At 39.7% G+C, this 18,039-nt stretch carries 17 protein-coding genes; 7 read left to right on the top strand and 10 right to left on the bottom strand.

What is annotated here, in order from left to right:
- Nucleotides 1-33: 33 nt before the first annotated feature.
- Both QPX86_RS12570 and QPX86_RS12565 read right to left on the bottom strand, forming a co-directional pair.
- Complete coding sequence (locus tag QPX86_RS12570) at nt 34-909, bottom strand: LysR family transcriptional regulator (protein WP_220755482.1); 876 nt, start codon at nt 907-909, stop codon at nt 34-36.
- Nucleotides 910-1,084: 175 nt separating this feature from the next.
- A complete protein-coding gene (locus tag QPX86_RS12565) occupies nt 1,085-2,149 on the bottom strand; it encodes a porin (RefSeq protein ID WP_285162904.1) in 1,065 nt (354 codons plus the stop codon).
- Between the two features lie 379 nt (nt 2,150-2,528).
- On the opposite strand from QPX86_RS12565, the gene QPX86_RS12560 reads away from it, so the two are divergent.
- A complete protein-coding gene (locus QPX86_RS12560) occupies nt 2,529-4,304 on the top strand; it encodes a flavocytochrome c (protein WP_220755370.1) in 1,776 nt (591 codons plus the stop codon).
- Nucleotides 4,305-4,491: 187 nt separating this feature from the next.
- On the opposite strand, the gene fabV is transcribed toward QPX86_RS12560, so the two are convergent.
- From fabV to pspF, 7 genes are all read right to left on the bottom strand, one after another.
- The gene (fabV, locus tag QPX86_RS12555; protein ID WP_285162903.1) at nt 4,492-5,694 is read right to left on the bottom strand and encodes an enoyl-ACP reductase FabV; all 1,203 of its coding nucleotides are present in this window, start codon (nt 5,692-5,694) and stop codon (nt 4,492-4,494) included.
- 105 nt (nt 5,695-5,799) lie between these two features.
- Nucleotides 5,800-6,585, bottom strand: coding sequence for a peptide ABC transporter ATP-binding protein (locus QPX86_RS12550; protein ID WP_220755368.1), 786 nt, complete (start codon nt 6,583-6,585; stop codon nt 5,800-5,802).
- Nucleotides 6,566-7,573 (bottom strand): oligopeptide/dipeptide ABC transporter ATP-binding protein, encoded by a 1,008-nt coding sequence (locus tag QPX86_RS12545; RefSeq protein WP_220755367.1) that lies wholly within the window; start codon nt 7,571-7,573, stop codon nt 6,566-6,568. The genes QPX86_RS12550 and QPX86_RS12545 overlap by 20 nt, the downstream gene beginning before the upstream one ends.
- Nucleotides 7,574-7,576: 3 nt before the next feature.
- Entirely contained in the window at nt 7,577-8,467 is an 891-nt protein-coding gene (locus QPX86_RS12540; protein WP_285162900.1) for an ABC transporter permease subunit, read from the bottom strand.
- Nucleotides 8,457-9,485 (bottom strand): ABC transporter permease, encoded by a 1,029-nt coding sequence (locus tag QPX86_RS12535; RefSeq protein ID WP_285162899.1) that lies wholly within the window; start codon nt 9,483-9,485, stop codon nt 8,457-8,459. Before QPX86_RS12535 ends, QPX86_RS12540 begins: the two co-directional genes overlap by 11 nt.
- Entirely contained in the window at nt 9,485-11,113 is a 1,629-nt protein-coding gene (locus QPX86_RS12530; RefSeq protein ID WP_285162898.1) for an ABC transporter substrate-binding protein, read from the bottom strand. Before QPX86_RS12530 ends, QPX86_RS12535 begins: the two co-directional genes overlap by 1 nt.
- Nucleotides 11,114-11,186: 73 nt before the next feature.
- The gene (gene pspF / locus QPX86_RS12525; protein ID WP_220755363.1) at nt 11,187-12,284 is read right to left on the bottom strand and encodes a phage shock protein operon transcriptional activator; all 1,098 of its coding nucleotides are present in this window, start codon (nt 12,282-12,284) and stop codon (nt 11,187-11,189) included.
- A gap of 178 nt (nt 12,285-12,462) precedes the next feature.
- On the opposite strand from pspF, the gene pspA reads away from it, so the two are divergent.
- The 6 genes from pspA to QPX86_RS12495 all read left to right on the top strand — a co-directional run bounded on the left by pspA (nt 12,463) and on the right by QPX86_RS12495 (nt 17,041).
- Nucleotides 12,463-13,158 carry a phage shock protein PspA gene (gene pspA, locus QPX86_RS12520; RefSeq protein ID WP_220755362.1) on the top strand — a complete coding sequence of 232 codons (696 nt, stop codon included), beginning with the start codon at nt 12,463-12,465 and terminating at the stop codon, nt 13,156-13,158.
- A 20-nt stretch (nt 13,159-13,178) separates the two neighbouring features.
- Entirely contained in the window at nt 13,179-13,418 is a 240-nt protein-coding gene (gene pspB, locus QPX86_RS12515; protein WP_220755361.1) for an envelope stress response membrane protein PspB, read from the top strand.
- Nucleotides 13,405-13,800: an envelope stress response membrane protein PspC gene (pspC, locus tag QPX86_RS12510; RefSeq protein WP_220755360.1), complete on the top strand. Its 396-nt coding sequence runs from the start codon at nt 13,405-13,407 to the stop codon at nt 13,798-13,800. The genes pspB and pspC overlap by 14 nt, the downstream gene beginning before the upstream one ends.
- 216 nt (nt 13,801-14,016) lie before the next feature.
- Nucleotides 14,017-15,459: a YcjX family GTP-binding protein gene (locus tag QPX86_RS12505; protein ID WP_220755359.1), complete on the top strand. Its 1,443-nt coding sequence runs from the start codon at nt 14,017-14,019 to the stop codon at nt 15,457-15,459.
- Complete coding sequence (locus QPX86_RS12500; RefSeq protein WP_220755358.1) at nt 15,459-16,559, top strand: TIGR01620 family protein; 1,101 nt, start codon at nt 15,459-15,461, stop codon at nt 16,557-16,559. The genes QPX86_RS12505 and QPX86_RS12500 overlap by 1 nt, the downstream gene beginning before the upstream one ends.
- 146 nt (nt 16,560-16,705) lie before the next feature.
- On the top strand, nt 16,706-17,041 hold the full coding sequence (locus QPX86_RS12495; protein WP_220755357.1) for a ComEA family DNA-binding protein: 336 nt from the start codon (nt 16,706-16,708) through the stop codon (nt 17,039-17,041).
- A gap of 103 nt (nt 17,042-17,144) precedes the next feature.
- Here QPX86_RS12495 and QPX86_RS12490 read toward each other — a convergent pair whose 3' ends face one another.
- Complete coding sequence (locus tag QPX86_RS12490; RefSeq protein ID WP_220755356.1) at nt 17,145-17,882, bottom strand: YciK family oxidoreductase; 738 nt, start codon at nt 17,880-17,882, stop codon at nt 17,145-17,147.
- Nucleotides 17,883-18,039: the final 157 nt, after the last annotated feature.

Below are 18,039 nucleotides of genomic sequence, written 5' to 3'. Positions count from 1 at the left end.
TTCTGGCTACCTTAATGTATTTTAAGAATGTCGCTATGCGTTACAGAAACGCATGAACTCTTCTAATAATGAGGATAGTGATTCATCATTTCGCCTGATGGACCAATAATTACGATTAAAATCCCAACCAGGCAATTGTAATTCTACAATTTCACCTCGTCGTATTTCTTCTTTAACGGCAAGATAAGGCAAGACACTAACACCAATCCCAGTTCCAATTGCGCGTTTAATCGCGCCCATGGTATTCATTGATAACTCGTTATTGATAGTGATTTTAGCACTTCTTAATAACTGAGTATTACGTAGCCTTGACACTGACAAGGTCGAATCCATTACCCATAATTGCTCAGACAGAAGCTTAGGTGTAATAGTTTCTTCGAGTATTGGGTTATCACAACTCGTTACCAGACAAATTTTATCCTTAATCCATTGGTCATATTGTAAGTTGTTGAGCCCCGGTTTTGCATCCACAAAGCCTAAATCTAACTCTTTCTCAGAAACCATTTTTTCAATGGTTAAACTGTTATTAATCACAAGTTTTATATCAACTAACGGGTGTAGCTTTTTAAACTGCGGAATTTTACGAGATAAAATATAGTTTCCAGCCGTTTTACTACTGCCAATTTTTATGGTGCCACCTACAGCATTTCGTTCGGCAAACATCTGTTCCAACTGAGTCCCTTTCGACAGCATTTCATTTGCATAAGGAAGAATGACTTCGCCGTTATCATTAATGGATAATCCATTGCTGCTGCGCTCAAATAATCGTGTACCTAAAGAACTTTCCAATTCCTTTAGTGCCATACTGACCGCTGGAGTCGACATATGAAGCTGCTGTGCAGCTTTGGATATCTGTCCATTGTCATGTATCGCTTTAAAAATAGTCAGTTGTTTAAGCGTGATTTTCATTAGGTAAGGTTACTTTAAAAATGATGTATGAGATTATAGCTAAATATGAATAAACAACGTTAAAATCATTGTTTAGGTTGTATTTTTTGGAACGCTGCTCATGTTTTTTATAAAAGTTTTAACCTTGCAAAGTAGGTGTTAGCGATATTGATAATCACTAACACCCGTTAACTGCTTAAAAGTCGTATCGAACCCCTACGCTGAAAATATTATCTTCATCTAAATCGATCACAGGACCAGCATTTTCAACTCTATATTCGCCTTCATATTTAGCATAATGCGCAAATACTTTAGTGGACTTTGAAATGCGGTAATCTGCACCAATCACAAATGAAGTAATGTCGACATCAGTTGCGCGGTTGTATTCACTCGAGGAAGCTGCACTATTTTTAAAATATTTACCAAAGCCAGCTTCATCTTTGCCAATTTCAGCTTTTAAATTAACGCCATTTAAATTATAAACAGCACTTAGAAAATAAGAGTTACCTTCCTTGTAACTGTATTCCTGACTTTCTGTATTTTGAAATAAACCGCCTAGTTTAAGGCTGCCAATTTTTACTTGAGCCACACCGCGATATGCATCTACTCCACCGATTGTGTTATATGCTGCAGCGAGGTAATAAGATTGTTTCTTTAGTTTTTTATCACCCGCAATAATGCTGACAGCATATTGCTTTTCGTCATAATCAGTACGTATACCATCGTCGTCGTATTCAGCGTAATTATCATCAATCAAGTAGGTGGCGTTTAAGGTAATTAAATCGGCAAATTTAGGCGAGTAATACGTGAAGCCATCACCTTTACGGACTTGACCAGCAATCATACGATTATAAGCTGCGTTAGTTAAGGCAAACGCTTCAGCTGTACCCTTAGAGGTTTTCATTACGGTGTCATTACGGCCTACTAAAACCGTACCCGCCTGAGTTTTTAATCCTAAGTAGGTATTTCTTGGTTTAAAGACGTCATCACTGCCTTCGTTTGTTGCAGAATTAACTTGTACTTCGACTCGGTAAAGCACATCAATATTTTTAGCAATTGTTTCACTTCCGTGAAGACCTAGTCTTGAAAAGTTATTTTCTAATACGGTGCCAGACTTACCATTCTGAGTAGTAGAGCCATTGTCTGAATTCGTTACAGCCATTTCTAAACGGCCATAAAATTGCGGTGACTCTGCTAATACTGAGTGTGAGTTGGCTGAAAGGAGCGCAACCACAGTTAAAGAAAGTAATGTTTTTTTCATGTTCAATCCCATGTTTTTAATAGTAAATTAAATAGTAGTTATTATGTTTTAATAGAAATTATTATTGTTTTACTTCTATTCTTATAAATAGTTATCTTCGTGATAAGAAAATTAAATTTATATATTTGACGAAATGTATAAACTTAAAAAAACTATTTAGATTTCATGTTTTATATCGTAGTAATTTTAAATTTGGATAAAATGAACATGTGTCACAGCTGTTTGTTTTATGTTGATGTTTAAGGAGAATTGAACACGTTTTCATAAAAACTTAACTGAAACTTAAATATGATAAAGATCTAAGTTTTAATACCCCTTAGTGAGTAATCTTGCTCTCAACAAACGAGATATAAGAAAACACACATAAAGGATCGAACACATGAAACTTAAATACTTAGCTTCGGCAGTGGCAGTGATGATGCTTACTTCTGGTAGTGCTGTTGCAAAAAATGACTTAGCTTCATTTCACACAGACATGGGTGATTGCCAAACTTGTCATGTGACAGACAAGATGAAAGACATTAAAAAAACCATGACTGATAGCCAGACACATGAAAATGCACAGTGTCAGGATTGTCATGGTGGTTACGCAGATTTGGTTAATGACAAACTTGAATTTGATCCACATGCTTCTCATCTAGGTGAAATTAACTGTACTTCTTGTCACTCTGGTCACGCTAAACCAGAATTAACTTGTAATAACTGCCATAACTTCGAAATGGAAATGCCTTTTGCTGATGCGAAAGCGAAGAAGAAGTGGGATGGTGATTGGAACCAGGAAAAAATCCAAAAAGCGATTGATAAAGGGCCTGTAGAAACTGTTGATGTGATTGTTGTTGGTGGTGGTTCTGCAGGTTTTAACGCAGCTATTTCAGCTAAAATGGCTGGCGCAAATGTTGTTCTATTTGAAAAAGCACCTTATACCGGCGGTAATTCAATGTTGGCGGCTGGCGGCATCAATGCTGTAGGTACCCCGCAACAAAAAGCTAAGGGAATTGAAGATTCAGTTGATTGGTATGCTGAAGATGCAATGAAAGGCGGTCGTTATAAAAATGATCCTAAATTAGTACAGATTTTAGCTGAGGAGTCAGCAGGTGCTGTGGCATGGCTTGAGTCTTTAGGTGCCAACATGGATGATTTAAAGCGTTCAGGTGGTGCTCGTGTTGAACGTACCCATCGTCCTTCAGGTGGTGCATCTGTAGGGCCACACATTATTGATACGCTGCGTGCAGCTGCAATCGAGCGTGACATCCCGGTTCGCGTTAACTCACGTATTGAAAAAATTGTACTAAATGATGATAAGTCAGTCGCTGGTGTCATTGTTCATGGTCGCCATTCAGGCTACAACATGGTCGCAGCTGATTCTGTTGTCTTAGCTACTGGCGGTTACGGTATGAATAAGCAAATGGTTGCTTATTACCGTCCAACAATGAAAGACATGACAAGTTCAAACAATGTAACTGCAACAGGTGATGGTGTTTTGCTCGCGAAAGAAATTGGTGCTTCTATGACTGATATCGATTGGGTTCAAGCGCATCCAACTATTGGTAAAGACAGCCGTATCCTGATTTCTGAAACCGTTCGTGGTGTAGGAGCGATTATGGTGAATACTGACGGACAACGTTTTATCAGTGAATTAACCACCCGTGACCGTGCATCTGATGCAATTCTGAAGCAAAAAGATCAATATGCTTGGTTGGTATTTGACGAGCAGTTAGTTGAAAAGAAAAAAATGGTTCGTGGTTATGAGCATTTAGGTATGTTGAGCAAAGCGAATAGCATTGAAGAGCTAGCAAAAATCACTGGAATGAGTGATTTATCGAAAACAGCAAGCGATTACAACAAGTATCAAGCTGCTGGGAAAGATGATGCATTTGGTCGTGAAGACATGCCTATCAACCTAAGCAAAGCTCCTTTTTATGCAGTGAAAGTAGCACCTGGTATTCACCACACCATGGGTGGTGTTGCAGTTGATACCGATGCAAACGTACTTAACTTACAAAGCTGGAAAATGGATGGTTTATTTGCAGCCGGTGAAGTGACTGGTGGCTTACATGGTCATAATCGTCTAGGTGGTAATGCCATTGCTGAAACAGTGGTGTTTGGCCGCAAAGCTGGTGAAAACGCAGCTAAGCATGCACTAGAAAAGAAATAACCTTTAAATAAATTCATCATCCCTGAATCTCAAGGCCAAGTCTCATCAACTTGGCCTTTTTTTTGAGTGAGTTTATGGCTAAGTTTTTGAGCTTTAGAAAAGTGAAACCATTGAAAAGTTGAATAACAAGCATAAAAAAACCAAGTCAACTGACTTGGTTTTTATGATTAGGTGTTGAGTTTATGATTTATAAACTAACGACATCAAACATCACATTAGGATTAACGTCTGCTTCATAATCAATACCGTCGATGCCAAAACCAAACAGTTTCAAGAACTCTTCTTTATATTCATTGTAATCTGTCAGTTCAGCTAAGTTTTCAGTGGTTACGTCAGCCCACAGTTCACGGCAATGCTTTTGAATTTCTTCGCGTAATTCCCAATCATCTAGACGTAAACGGTTATCAGCATCAGTTGCAGGTGCAGCACCATCTTCACGGAACAATCGCTCGCTGAACATACGATAGATTTGATCCATACAACCTTCATGAACACCTTCTTCACGCATTTTTTTAAATACCATTGCGATGTAAAGTGGCATAACCGGGATAGCTGAACTTGCTTGAGTGACTACACTCTTAAGTACGGCAACATTTGCAGAGCCGCCAGTAGCAGATAACTTAGTATTTAAAGCTTTTGCGGCACGATCTAAATCCATTTTGGCTTTACCAAGGGCACCGTGCCAGTAAATAGGCCAAGTGATCTCAGTACCAATGTAGCTGTAAGCTACTGTTTTACAGTTGTCGGTTAATACGCCAGCTTCACTTAAGGCGCTCATCCATAATTCCCAATCTTCACCGCCCATGACTGTGACCGTGTCAGCAATTTCTTGCTCAGTAGCAGGTTCAACTGATGTTTCAATAATAGTGTTTTTATTGGTATCTACTGCCGTCGCGGTATAAGTCTCGCCAATTGGCTTAAGGCTTGAGCGGATAACTTCACCAGTATCAGGTAATTTGCGCACAGGAGAGGCTAATGAATAAACCACCATATCGATTTGACCAAGGTCTTCCTTAATCATCTCAATCACTTTCTGCTTCGCCTCATGGCTAAAAGCATCACAGTTAATACTTTTAGAGTATAAACCTTCTGCTTTGGCAAACTGGTCAAAGTAAGCAGAGTTATACCAACCCGCAGTACCAGGCTTAGTTTCAGTGCTTGGTTTTTCGAAGAAAACACCAATAGTGGCAGCATCGCTACCAAATGCAGATGCGATGCGCGAAGATAAGCCATAACCACTTGAAGAACCCACTACGAGTACCTTTTTAGGGCCATTAGCAATTTTGCCTTTCGCTTTGGTTAATTCAATTTGTTCTTTTACGTTAGCTTCACAGCCAGTTGGATGTGTAGTGGTACAAATAAAGCCACGTATCTTTGGTTTAATAATCATAATTTCGCTTCTTCCTTTAACAATGGCCATAGGATAAATAGTTAGCAGCCGAAATGGCACTCATTTTTGTAAAAAGTGGCCATTTAACTCAGTGGTTGGAGCAGTTTAGCGTTTTGCAGTGAGCTGAGTTTGCTCTGCAATCAGTCTGCGCGTGTATTCATGTTGTGGGTTTTCAAATAATTCTTCAGTGGTACTTTTCTCAACCATGATCCCTTTATTAAGCACCATGACTTTGTCACTGAAGTGTCGAACCACGTTTAGATTGTGGGTCACAAAGATATAAGAAAGCCCCATTTCTTTCTGTAGCTTGAGCAACAAATTAAGAATTTGAGACCGAACTGATAAATCTAACGATGTTAGCGCTTCATCGGCAATGATAATTTTCGGGTTTAGCATTAAAGCTCGTGCTACTGCAACTCTTTGCTTTTGGCCCTCTGACACCATATGCGGATAGAAATTGGCATGTTCTGGCAGTAAGCCCACTTTACGCAGAGTCTCGGTCACTTGAGCTTTTCGCTCATGGCTTGCCATATCTGTATTAAATCGCAAAGGTTCTTCTAATAACTCACCAATGGTTAATCTTGGATTGAGCGATGTATTCGGGTCTTGAAAAATCATCCGTATTAAGCGACAACGCTGCTTTAAGTTACGAGCCTCTAGCGCTTCACCTTCAAACTCGATAGTACCGGTCGTACGTGGTTCTGCGCCGACAAGCATTCTTGCTAAGGTGCTTTTACCTGAACTCACTTGACCTACAATCGCTAATGTTTGACCTCGTTCAAGTTCAAATGAAACAGGGGAGAGCGCTTGGTTATATTGAGCTTTAAAGCGTTTATAACCAATAAAATATCGCTTACTGAGATCGGTAACGTTAAGTAATGGCGTTGTCATCTTCAATCTCATTGTTATATGGGAAATGGCAAGCAAAATAGCGATCTTTCTCATGAGCTAAATTGGGCTGTATAACGCATTGTCTTTGCGCATCAGGGCAACGTGGGCCTAAACGGCAACCAGCAGGTAAGTGCTGTAAGGAAGGTGATGAACCCTGTAATGATGGCAAATATGACTTATGACGCATTTTACCTGTGTGCTCTGGCAAGTTTTTAAATAAGGCTTTGGTATATGGATGATACGGATTTTTAAGCAATTCACTTACCGGTCCCGACTCCATAATTTGGCCACTGTATAAAATACTAATGCGGTCACACCATTTTACTAATGTCTCTAGTTCATGACTTACCAGTAAAATAGACACGTTTTGTAATTGGTTAAGCTGTGACAAGAGCCTAAATATTTGCGCTTGAGTACTAAGCTCCATTGAGTTGGTTGGCTCATCGGCAATTAACAATCTCGGGTGATTTGCTACTGCCATGGCAATCATCACTTTTTGGCACTCGCCTTCAGATAATTCCCAAGGGTAGCTTTTCATGATGGCTTTAGGTTGTTTAATACCCACTTTATGTAACCATTTTTGCGCGGTTAAATTGGTATCTTTAGATCTACGCCAAAAAGGAACAGATTTATTTGGCGTTAATGACTCAATTAGTTGACTACCAATAGTTTTAACGGGATCTAAGCTGCCAGAAGGATCTTGAAATATCATCGTCATGTCAGTGCCCATTAAATTACGGCGCTGTTTGGACGTCATTTCTAGCAGGTTTTTGCCATCCCACATCATCCGATCAGCAATGATATTCCAGTTTGGACCTAACACCCCAAGTACGGCTTTAGCTAACAAACTACGGCCTGAGCCCGACTCTCCCACTAACCCATGCACTTCTCCGGGATTAATGGTTAAGCTGACTTTTTCAAGCACTTTTACCGTCCCTTGAGGAGTCTCAAGCTCAATAGTGAGGTTTCTTATATCAAGTAATGGCATAAGTTAATTTCTTATCGGCGCTAGCGCCGAGCGTAATCCGTCACCCACCAAGTTGATGGATAAAACCGTAAATAAAATAGCAAGCCCAGGGATGGTGATGGTCCACGGTGCGATAAGTAAGCTACTTAGCCCTTGGAAAATCATTGAGCCCCATTCAGAGCTAGGCGCCTGCGCGCCTAAATTTAAAAATCCAAGTGCTGCAATATCTAAGATAGCCACAGAAATTGCAATGGTGGTTTGAATAATCACCACATCCCACACATTAGGCATAATGACATACCAGAAAATTTGTACTTGGCTAGCGCCATCGAGTTTAGCTGCGGTGACATACTCTTTTTGTAATTCTTCATGGACAGCTTGGTGAATTGCGCGAACAAATTGTGGCGTTAAGGCAATGCCCACAGCCCAAAACACGTTGGTGAGGCCTGGGCCTGTCACTGCTACCACTAAAATCGCTAACAGAAGGGATGGAATTGACAACAAAGCATCTAATAAATGGCCTAAAATACTCGACTTTAATCCACGCATCATTCCTGAAAGTGAGCCAATAATAAACCCCACCACTAGTGCACAGATGACGACAATCAGCGACATACCAAAAGTAAGCCTTACACCGTGAAGAATACGACTAAATAAGTCACGGCCTAAATCGTCTGTGCCTAAAAAGTGAGAAACATGACCTGCTGCATCCCATGATGGTGGCAGTAAAATAGCATTAGGATTTTGTGTTTCTGGTTGGAAAGGTGCGAGCAATGGCCCGAAAACAACTAACAGTAATAGAAATATCACCGCCCATAAACCAGCTACAGCAAAAGGGTTGCTGGCAAAAGCATGCCATAAATGCCCAAGTGGCGAGTCTATTTGTTCTTCTTGGTAGAGTTTTTTAATTGGCATACAACTCTTTCCTATTAATTGGGTTAATAGTGGTATGCACTAATTCAATCACGATACTCAAAAAGATAATCAATAATGAAACCGACAATATACCCGCTTGGATAACAGTGTAATCTCGTTGATATATGCCATTAATAAGCCATGAGCCCACACCAGGCCAAGCAAAGATAACTTCAACGACAATACCGTAACTTGCAAATGAACCTAGCATCAACCCAAAAGCTTTTAGTACTGGGATAAGCGCATTTGGTAAGGCATGTCTAAGAAGAATTCGATATGTATTCAAGCCACGAGCCTCGGCTGCGCGAATGTAAGTTTGAGTCATCACAGTCATCATTGCTTGACGGGTAATGCGGATAACTACTGTAAAAGGCAGTACAGCCAAAGTCACCGCTGGCAAAATAATATGCAGCAAAGCATCCTTAAAAGCTGACATCCTGTAGGTTTCTTCCGACAGCAAAGTATCAATCAACATGAAGCGAGTAACGGGTTCTATTTCGTATAACAGGTTAATCTGGCCAGAAATAGGCAGCCACTCAAGTTGCACACCAAACCAAAGGGTAAGGGTTAAACCTAGCCAGAAAACCGGTATAGAATAACCGGTTAAGGTAATGGCTAAAATGCTGCGCTGCACTGATTTACTTTTGCTAAGAGAAGCCAAAACACCTAAAGGTACGCCAAAAAATACCGCAAGACATCCTGCAAACAATGACAGTTCAAAAGAGGCGGGAAGCACTGCGCTAAGCTCATCTGCTACGCTTTGCTGGGAGTTAACTGAAATCCCTAGATTACCTGATAATCGCTGGGTGACATAAGCCACGAATTGACTCAGTTGATTGCCTTCTAATTGATAGTCTTCAATCGTTTGAGCTTGTTGCTCAGCAGTAGGAAATTGTATGCCAGATAACGCATAGCCTTTGTCAACAGGAAACATGCCTGTTGCAAAAAACAACACGGCAATCATCACTAAAGAGGTTGCAAAAAAGAGATTGATTCGTCTTAAAAAATAGCGCCACATTAGGGTTGAACCTCCTCTTTTTTTAGTTCAACGCTGGAAAAAGACATTCCGCCATAGGGATTGACATTTTTGATATTGATATCGGTATTTTTTAACAGTAATTTTTGAGCGTGTGCAATATTAACCAGTGGCACTTGCTCATGAATAATCTTTTCTGCTTGCTTATAAAGTGCTTTGCGCTCGGGCTTAGAAAGGGTTTCTTTTGCTTGAGCTAGAATAGAGTCTAACTTGCTTGAACACCATCGAGAGCGATTATTATTTGACTCAAGTGCACTGCAGCTCAGTAACGGTGTAAAAAAGTTATCAGGGTCGGTATTATCTGCGTTCCAACCAATTAATACTGAATCATAATCACTTGAAATAAGCTTTTGGGTGAATACACTCCAATCGTAACTGACGATATTAACGGTGACGCCAATATTGGCCAAATCTGCTTGAATAAGTTCTGCTGTTTTAAGCGCATTTGGGTTGTAAATTCTGACCACTGGCATTGCCCAAATATCAAAAGATAAATCCGACACACCTGCTTCTTTTAACAAGCGTTTTGCCTCTTCTGGATCATAATGATTTGCATCTTCTGTTTCAGAGTAGGCCCAAGATGCTGGCGGTAACATTCCCGATGCAGCGACGGCGGTATCGTGGTAGACCACATCAAGAATATTTTGTTTATCAACGGCGTGAGCTAAAGCGTGGCGCACCCTAGCATCATCTAAAGGAGGTTTTTGGGTATTGAAAGCCCAAAAGGCTACGTTTAATCCTGGTTTTTTACGTAACTCAAGGTGCTTATGTTTTTTAATCACTTTAAGTTCATTAGCTTTAGGCAAAGCCGAAACTTGACAGTCTCGGGTAATGATTTTAGCCAATCTTGCTTCACTTTTACGTGTTATATCATAGACTAATAAATCAATTTTCGCTTGTTCTCCCCAATAATAAGGGTTTCGTTTAAAGCGTATGTATTCATTTTTAACATACTCTGCTAAATAAAATGGACCGGTACCGATAGCAAAAAAATCAACATTTTCCGGTGTTCCAGCAGCCAGCTGTTGCTTGGCATATTCTGCAGATAAAATAACCGCAAAATCCGTGGCGAGATTAGATAAAAAAGAGGCATCTTTATGGGTGAGGTGAAAGATGACTTCATGATCATTTACTCTTTCGATATCGGCGACTAAGTTTGAAAAGTCGATACTTTGAAAAAAAGGATAACCAGTACGGCTGATTAAATGATAAGGATGATTAATATCAATAATGCGTTTAAAAGAAAAGATCACATCATCAGCATTGAAAGCTCGCGATGGGCTAAATAAATTGCTGTATTGGAATTGTACGCCTTCACGTAATTTGAAGCGATAGCTTAGCCCATCATCAGATACATCCCACTCGGTTGCAAGTGAAGCAATGTAGTCTGAAGAGTCATCGTTATAGTCGATTAGACGGTTATATAGCTGGTTTGAACTAGCATCAATGGTGGTGCCTGATGTAACCAATTGCGGGTTAAAGGTTTCTGGATTACCTTCAGAGCAATAAACAATCCCAGACGGGACATTTAACTCACCACAAGCTGTTACTAAAAAAGATAGTAAGCAGAGTAATGCTAAGGGATTCCAGCGTTCTCTCTTCACACGCATTTTTTCATCATTTAATTTTTAGGCTGTAAACGACTATTTTAGCAGTGTTAATAACTTAGGAGCAAATATCATCTTAAGCCTTCTCCAATAAGTTGTACTTTTTCAAAATGCCACGTAGTTGGTGATAGCTTAATCCAAGTAACTCAGCCGTTTTCTTTTGGTTATATTGACTTTCAGCTAATGCTTTTTTGAGCAATTCGACTTCATAGTTTTCAGTATGATCTTTAAAATTAATCGGGAAGCTAAACTGTGCGTTAAGTTGAGACCTTGATGCTTCTTGAACTTCATCAGTACTGTCTTTTTCACCTGAAGCAGTAACGGAAGTGTCTGCAGCAGTATTTACTGGAGCCTGTTGGCGTTCTCGTGTTTTTACGCGACTTGTGGGGCGATAAGGTGACGCAAATGGATCAAGAATAATATGGTCAATTTCATCACCATCGGAGCCGCGGCGATACACGCTTCGCTCAACCACGTTTTTAAGTTCACGAATATTTCCTGGCCAGCGATGAGACATTAATTGTTCAATTGCGACAGGGCTAAAACCACCGAAATATTCTAAGTTGAGTTGTCTTGCCATGCTAATGGCAAAGTACTCAGCCAATGGCATGATGTCTTCTGTTCTACATCTAAGTGGTGGTAATGTAATAACATCAAATGCCAGTCTATCCAGTAAATCAGCGCGAAACTCGCCATTTTCAGCAAGTGATGGTAAATCTTCATTGGCTGCGCAGACTAAGCGGACGTTAGTTTGTACCGTTTTACTGCCACCGACACGTTCAAATTCACCGTATTCGATAACCCGTAATAGTTTTTCTTGAATAAGACCAGAGGTATTAGCGAGCTCATCTAAAAAAAGCGTACCGTCATCAGCACGTTCAAAGCGGCCTTCATGTTTTCCTTTCGCTCCGGTGAATGCACCAGACTCGTGGCCGAATAATTCGCTTTCAAGTAAAGACTCACTTAATGAAGAACAATTGAGCTTAATAAACTCCTGATCCCAACGTGCGGATAGAAAATGTAGTCGTTCTGCGATAAGTTCTTTACCTGTACCACGTTCACCGATGATTAAAACCGGCTTAGAAAGTGGGGCAACTTTAGAAACATGTTCCAATACTTCTAATAAAGCATTGGATTGTCCGATAAGATTGTCTTGCTCAAATTGTCTAGTCACTGTAATTTTTAGTCTATTACGCTAACAAGTGGTGAAAATCATAATAGTTGGCTAGCGCTTTAAAATAAAGAAAAAGTTAATAATTTGGTTAACTTGTTGATAATTATTGTTTATGTAAAGTTGGCACGCCTTGTGAATGGTAATATTCGACATTAACAAAATATTTGAGGGACACATTATGGGAATCTTCTCACGCTTTGCAGATATCATTAATTCTAACATCAGTGCTTTACTAGATAAGGCTGAAGATCCAGAAAAAATGGTTCGTCTGATTATTCAGGAAATGGAAGATACGCTAGTTGAGGTTCGTTCAACTTCTGCAAAAGTTTTAGCAGAAAAGAAAGAATTACTTCGTCGTATTAGCCGAGTACAAGAACAAGTTATCGATTGGCAAGCAAAAGCAGAATTGGCTTTATCGAAAGATAGAGAAGATTTAGCCAAAGCGGCCTTGGTTGAGAAGCAAAAAACAGTGACAGTGCTAGAAACCCTAGAAATGGAACTGCAAGTTGTTGAAGATCATATTGCTCGCCTTAAGCAAGAAGTTGAACAACTTCAAGAAAAGCTTAATGATGCAAGAGCACGCCAAAAAACAATCATTATGCGTAAGCAAACTGCGACTTCACGCTTAGAAGTGAAAAAACAGTTAGACTCTAGCAAAATTGATGACGCAATGGTCAAGTTCGAGAACTATGAACGCCGCGTTGAAGGCTTAGAATCACAAGTAGAAGCATACGATATCGGTAAGAAAAATAATCTTGCAGATGAGTTTGCAGCATTAGAAGCTGAAGATTCAGTAAATGAAGAGTTAGAAGCATTAAAAGCGAAAGTAAAAGCGAAATCAGCTCCAAAATCGCAAACTAAAACAAACAAGTAAACTTTTTTCAGAGGTGAGTTATGGATATGGATCTTCTTATTGCCCCAATTATTATTTTTCTACTGATTGTGGCGCCTATCTGGTTGGTTCTTCATTATCGCAGTAAGCGACAAGTGAGCCAGGGGCTCACTGAGGCAGAGTTTACGCAACTTAACGAATTGATTGCCCAAGCAGAAAAAATGGGAAATCGAATTGAAACATTGGAAGCTATCTTAGACACGGAAGCACCAGAGTGGAGGGGAAAACATGAGCAAGGCTAACGGTCGTACATTATACCGAATCCCCCAAGCAGGTAAGATTTCAGGAGTATGTGCAGGGATTGCCGATTACTTTAATTTTGAAACTTGGCTAGTGCGTGTCATTGCGGTATCAATCTTTTTAGTGGGTGGTTCAGGGCCCATTTTAATTATCTATATCGCCTTGTGGGTTATCTTGGACAGTCAACCTGTTGATGATAGTTCGAAACAGCACCATAAGGATATCGAGGTAAAGAAGAAAGTGTGGCAGGCTGGAGAGCCAGCAAAACGTGCACTACATGAAGTTAACAGTCAGTTCTATGCACTTGAAATTAGATTGCAACGTTTAGAGCGTCATGTGACTTCAGATAATTTTGATTTAAAGCATGAAATTAATAATCTATAAAGATTAATAATCATTTTAAATGACAACACCTGCGTTACCTCGCTCTAATAAGAGCGGCTAAATCCAATGGGCGGTATTCCGCCCTTGAGTTTTTCCTTTCTTGCCAAAATGTTATAGTAATAAATGTTGCCCAAACTCTTACGTAATTTCCTCCACTTATTCGTAAAGTTAGAAAACGGTAAGTAGCAGGGATTTAATGATGACTTGAGATAAATTATGAGTTTTATTGATCGCTCTATAAGTAAAATATCCAAAAAAACCCATCAGTTAGTCAATCGAAGTACCGACAGGCATGTACGTTTAGCGGTGACAGGGTTATCTGGAGCGGGCAAAACAGCTTTCATCACAGGACTCGTTAATCAAATGCTCCATGCTGGCAGCAACATCAAGCAAAACCCTCTACCTTTGTGGCAAGTTTCCCGAGATAACCGTCTTATCGGTATTAAACGTGCTATGCAGCCTGATTTAGCGATAGCCAGTTTTGATTACCAAGGCGGAATGAATGCTTTAACCTCATCGCCAGCAAGTTGGCCTGCGTCTACACGAAATATTTCAGAACTTCGTTTAGCAATAAAATATCGTCCAAGAAAGGGCATATTGGCAAAAATATCTGATACTGCCACATTGTATGTTGATATCGTCGATTACCCAGGTGAGTGGTTATTAGATTTACCCATGCTTAAGCAAAGTTATACCGAATGGGTGACAGGTCAAATTGAGGTTAAAAAGCGATTACGTCATTCAGCATGTTACTCCGCTTTTGAACACGCTATTAATCAACTTGATTTTGCTGAGACCGCAGATGAACATAAACTTAAGCAAGTGGCTGACTTATATCAAGAGCTATTAGTCGATTTAGTTAATGTTCAAGGCTTTTACTTAGCTCAACCTGGGCGAATGTTATTGCCTGGGGAGTTTGCTGATACGCCTTTATTGGCTTTTTTCCCTTTGGTGAATTTAACCGTAGAGCAGCTTGCCGAACTTGAATCATCTGCTGAAGATAGCTATTTCCAAGTATTGAAAAAGCGCTATCAAGAATATGTCTCTGTCGTTGTAAAGCCTTTTTATCGTGACTATTTTGCTAGCTTTGATCGACAGTTAGTGCTGGTGGACTGCTTCAATGGCTTAAATAATGGTAAAGAACAATTTGAAGATATGGGCAATGCATTAAATAGCATTGTTGAAAGTTTCCATTTTGGGCAATCTAGCCTGTTAAAGCGTTTGTTCTCACCTAAAATTGATAAATTATTATTTGCTGCCAGTAAAGTCGACAGGGTCACCCGTGATCAGCAAAGTCATGTATTAAGTTTACTTACCGATATGCTCAAACACAGCCAGCATTTTGCTAATTATGAAGGTTGCGAAGTTGAGACTATGGCCATTAGTGCCATCAAAGCGACCCAACACGGTTTGGTAAACACCTCAACGGGCGAGCAAGAAGTGGTAAGAGGCATAGATGAAAATCAAAATATGCTAACCATTTTCCCTGGTGAAGTACCACAATCATTACCTGAAAATGAATTTTGGCTAAAGCAGGGATTCAATTTTGTTTCGTTTAATCCTCCAAAATTACCGAATACAGCAACTTCTGATCCGCAATTTGAACATATTCGATTAGATCACTTGCTGCAATTTTTACTTGGGGACAAATTACAGTAATGAATCAATCAAATAAGACCAACTCAAACGCTGACAGCTCACTTAAGCAAACTGAATTGAAACAACAACAAGTATTTGAGTCTGAAGTTGAAGAGGAACTGCAAGTAAAAGCGGGGCGAACTTTTGCTGAAGTTGAATTTATTTGCGAAAGTGCTTTAGCTGAAATAGCACCAGATGTTAATGCTAGTGAAACACGAAATACATCTAAGAGTTGGTCTGTTCTGGCTAAACTCTCTTTGGTGGGCATCACTCTCGCCGTAGTTGTACAAACCCTATTAGGTTTACATGCAGCATTTCTTCAAAGCCCATGGTTATTCGGCTTCTATGCAACAGTAACTTCGATTGTTGTGGCATGGGTGTCTTCTGTGACTCTGGTTGAGTGGCGTAAATTAGTTCGATTAAAGCATGTAGCTGATACCCAAGTGACCGGTGAGCGCCTGTCACAGAGTATGCAACGTGGTGAAGCAGAGAAATTTATCGCCTGTTTAATGGCATATTACCCTGATAGTAAAGGCAAGCAGCAATATGTTGCGATTAATACTAGCGAGCATAATGATGCAGAAATGGTGCTGTTATTTGATGATTTAGTTGTAAGCGAGCAAGATGAAAAAGCGAAACAAATTGTCAGTCGATATGCCGCAGAATCAGCTTTATTGCTTGCTGCCAGCCCGTTAGCAGTCTTAGATATGGCGATTATCTTGTGGCGTAATCAACGAATGATTAATGCCATTGCAGAAGTTTATGGTATTGAGCTTGGTTATTGGAGCCGAATTAAACTGATTAAAAGTATTGTTGTTAATATTGTTTATGCAGGCACCACTGAGGTCGTTACAGATTTGGGCACCCAACTGTTATCCGTTGAAATGACGGGGAAATTATCTGCAAGGTTAGCTCAAGGCTTAGGTGGAGGTTTACTGACTGCAAGGTTAGGTTATCAAGCGATGGGCTTGTGTCGACCATTAAGTTTTAAAGAACAAAACCGCCCTAAACTTGGACAGATACATCAACAACTATTAACTGAGTTAAAAGCATTCTCAGCCTCAATGATGCACAAGAGCAAAGCTAAGCAAGCAAATAACACTGAACAAGAAAAGTTTTAGGTTAAAATTTGAACTATTTAAATTGTTGACTACAGTTTTATGATAGTTATTTTGCTGGGTTAATCTTAGCGTTCGGAAATAACTTAATCAGCCGATCAAGGATAGGGAAGCAGATCGGTTTTAAATTGGACTTAAAGGAGTTAACAATGAAACATCCATTTCTAATGGGCGTAATGTGCGCCTGTGCTTTATCTGTCGCTATTTCAAATTCTAGCGAAGCCAAACAGGTTTCAACAACTGATGCAAAGCATACTCAAGTACCCTCTAAAGCAGTTCAAGATACTAAACAAGCTATAGTAAATATCAATAAAGCCAGTGCGACTGAATTACAGCAATTAAAAGGTATTGGAGAATCCAAGGCGAAAGCGATTGTTGAATATCGAGCCAAGAATGGCAAGTTCAAAAACCTGGAGCAACTTAGTCAAGTATCAGGGGTAGGGGACAAGCTGATAGAACAAAACGCAAAACAAATTAGTTTTTAATAATAGGAACTAAATTGAGTTGTTTATTAAGCTTGTGTTTCAACAATGCTTAAAATAAAAAGGAGCCATTGGCTCCTTTTTATTTTACAGTATTGCTCAATAGCTATTGTGCGTTAAATTGCTGACCATTAACCTCAAGGGCTTCATCACCCATCAGGTAAAGGTATGTAGGCATAATTTCTTCTGCCGTTTTCAGCGTGGCAGGATCTTCACCTGGATAGGCTTTTGCACGCATTTCTGTACGAGTTGCACCAGGGTTGACGCTATTTACGCGAACGCTGGTACCTTCACACTCGTGAGCTAACACTTGCATCATGCCTTCTGTGGCGAATTTAGAGAAAGCATAAGGGCCCCAATAAGCACGCCCTTGTCTGCCAACACTACTTGAAGTAAAGATTAACGATGAAGAAGGTGCAGCGCGCATAATAGGTAGTAAAGCTTTTGTGAGAATAACTTGTGCAGTAACATTAATTTTCATTACATCTTCAAGTGATTCTAAATCAATGTGTTCAAATGGCCCAAGCGCACCTAATAAACTGGCGTTATGTAAAACACCGTCTAAGTGGCCAAATTGTTCAGCAATAGTATCTGCCATATCTTTATAATTTTGCTCAGTAGCACCTTTTAAATCTAAAGGCACTATGGCTGGCTTTGGGTAACCAGCTTGTTCTATTTCATCGTAAACCGCTTCTAGTTTTTTAACTGTTTTACCTAATAAAATCACTGTAGCGCCATGTTTTGCAAAATTAATTGCTGCTACGCGGCCAATGCCTGCACCTGCGCCAGTAACAAGAATGGTTTTATTATTTAATAAATCTTTTTTAGCTTGATATTCCAACATGGTTCATTTTTTCCTTGGGCAGCAAAAGCACGTCAAATCTAGATTCGAACAAAAGATAAACGATCGTTTAAAACAAATGACTGATAAATGTTAACGTGTAGTACTTTTGCATGTAACAAATATGTAGCTAACTCAATGCTTTTACGTTAACTTGAGA

Origin of the sequence: Shewanella goraebulensis (genome assembly GCF_030252245.1) — a bacterium.
GTDB classification, from domain to species: domain Bacteria; phylum Pseudomonadota; class Gammaproteobacteria; order Enterobacterales; family Shewanellaceae; genus Shewanella; species Shewanella goraebulensis.
Note: the sequence above shows the minus strand (reverse complement) of the source record. Positions and strands in the feature narration are given on the sequence as shown.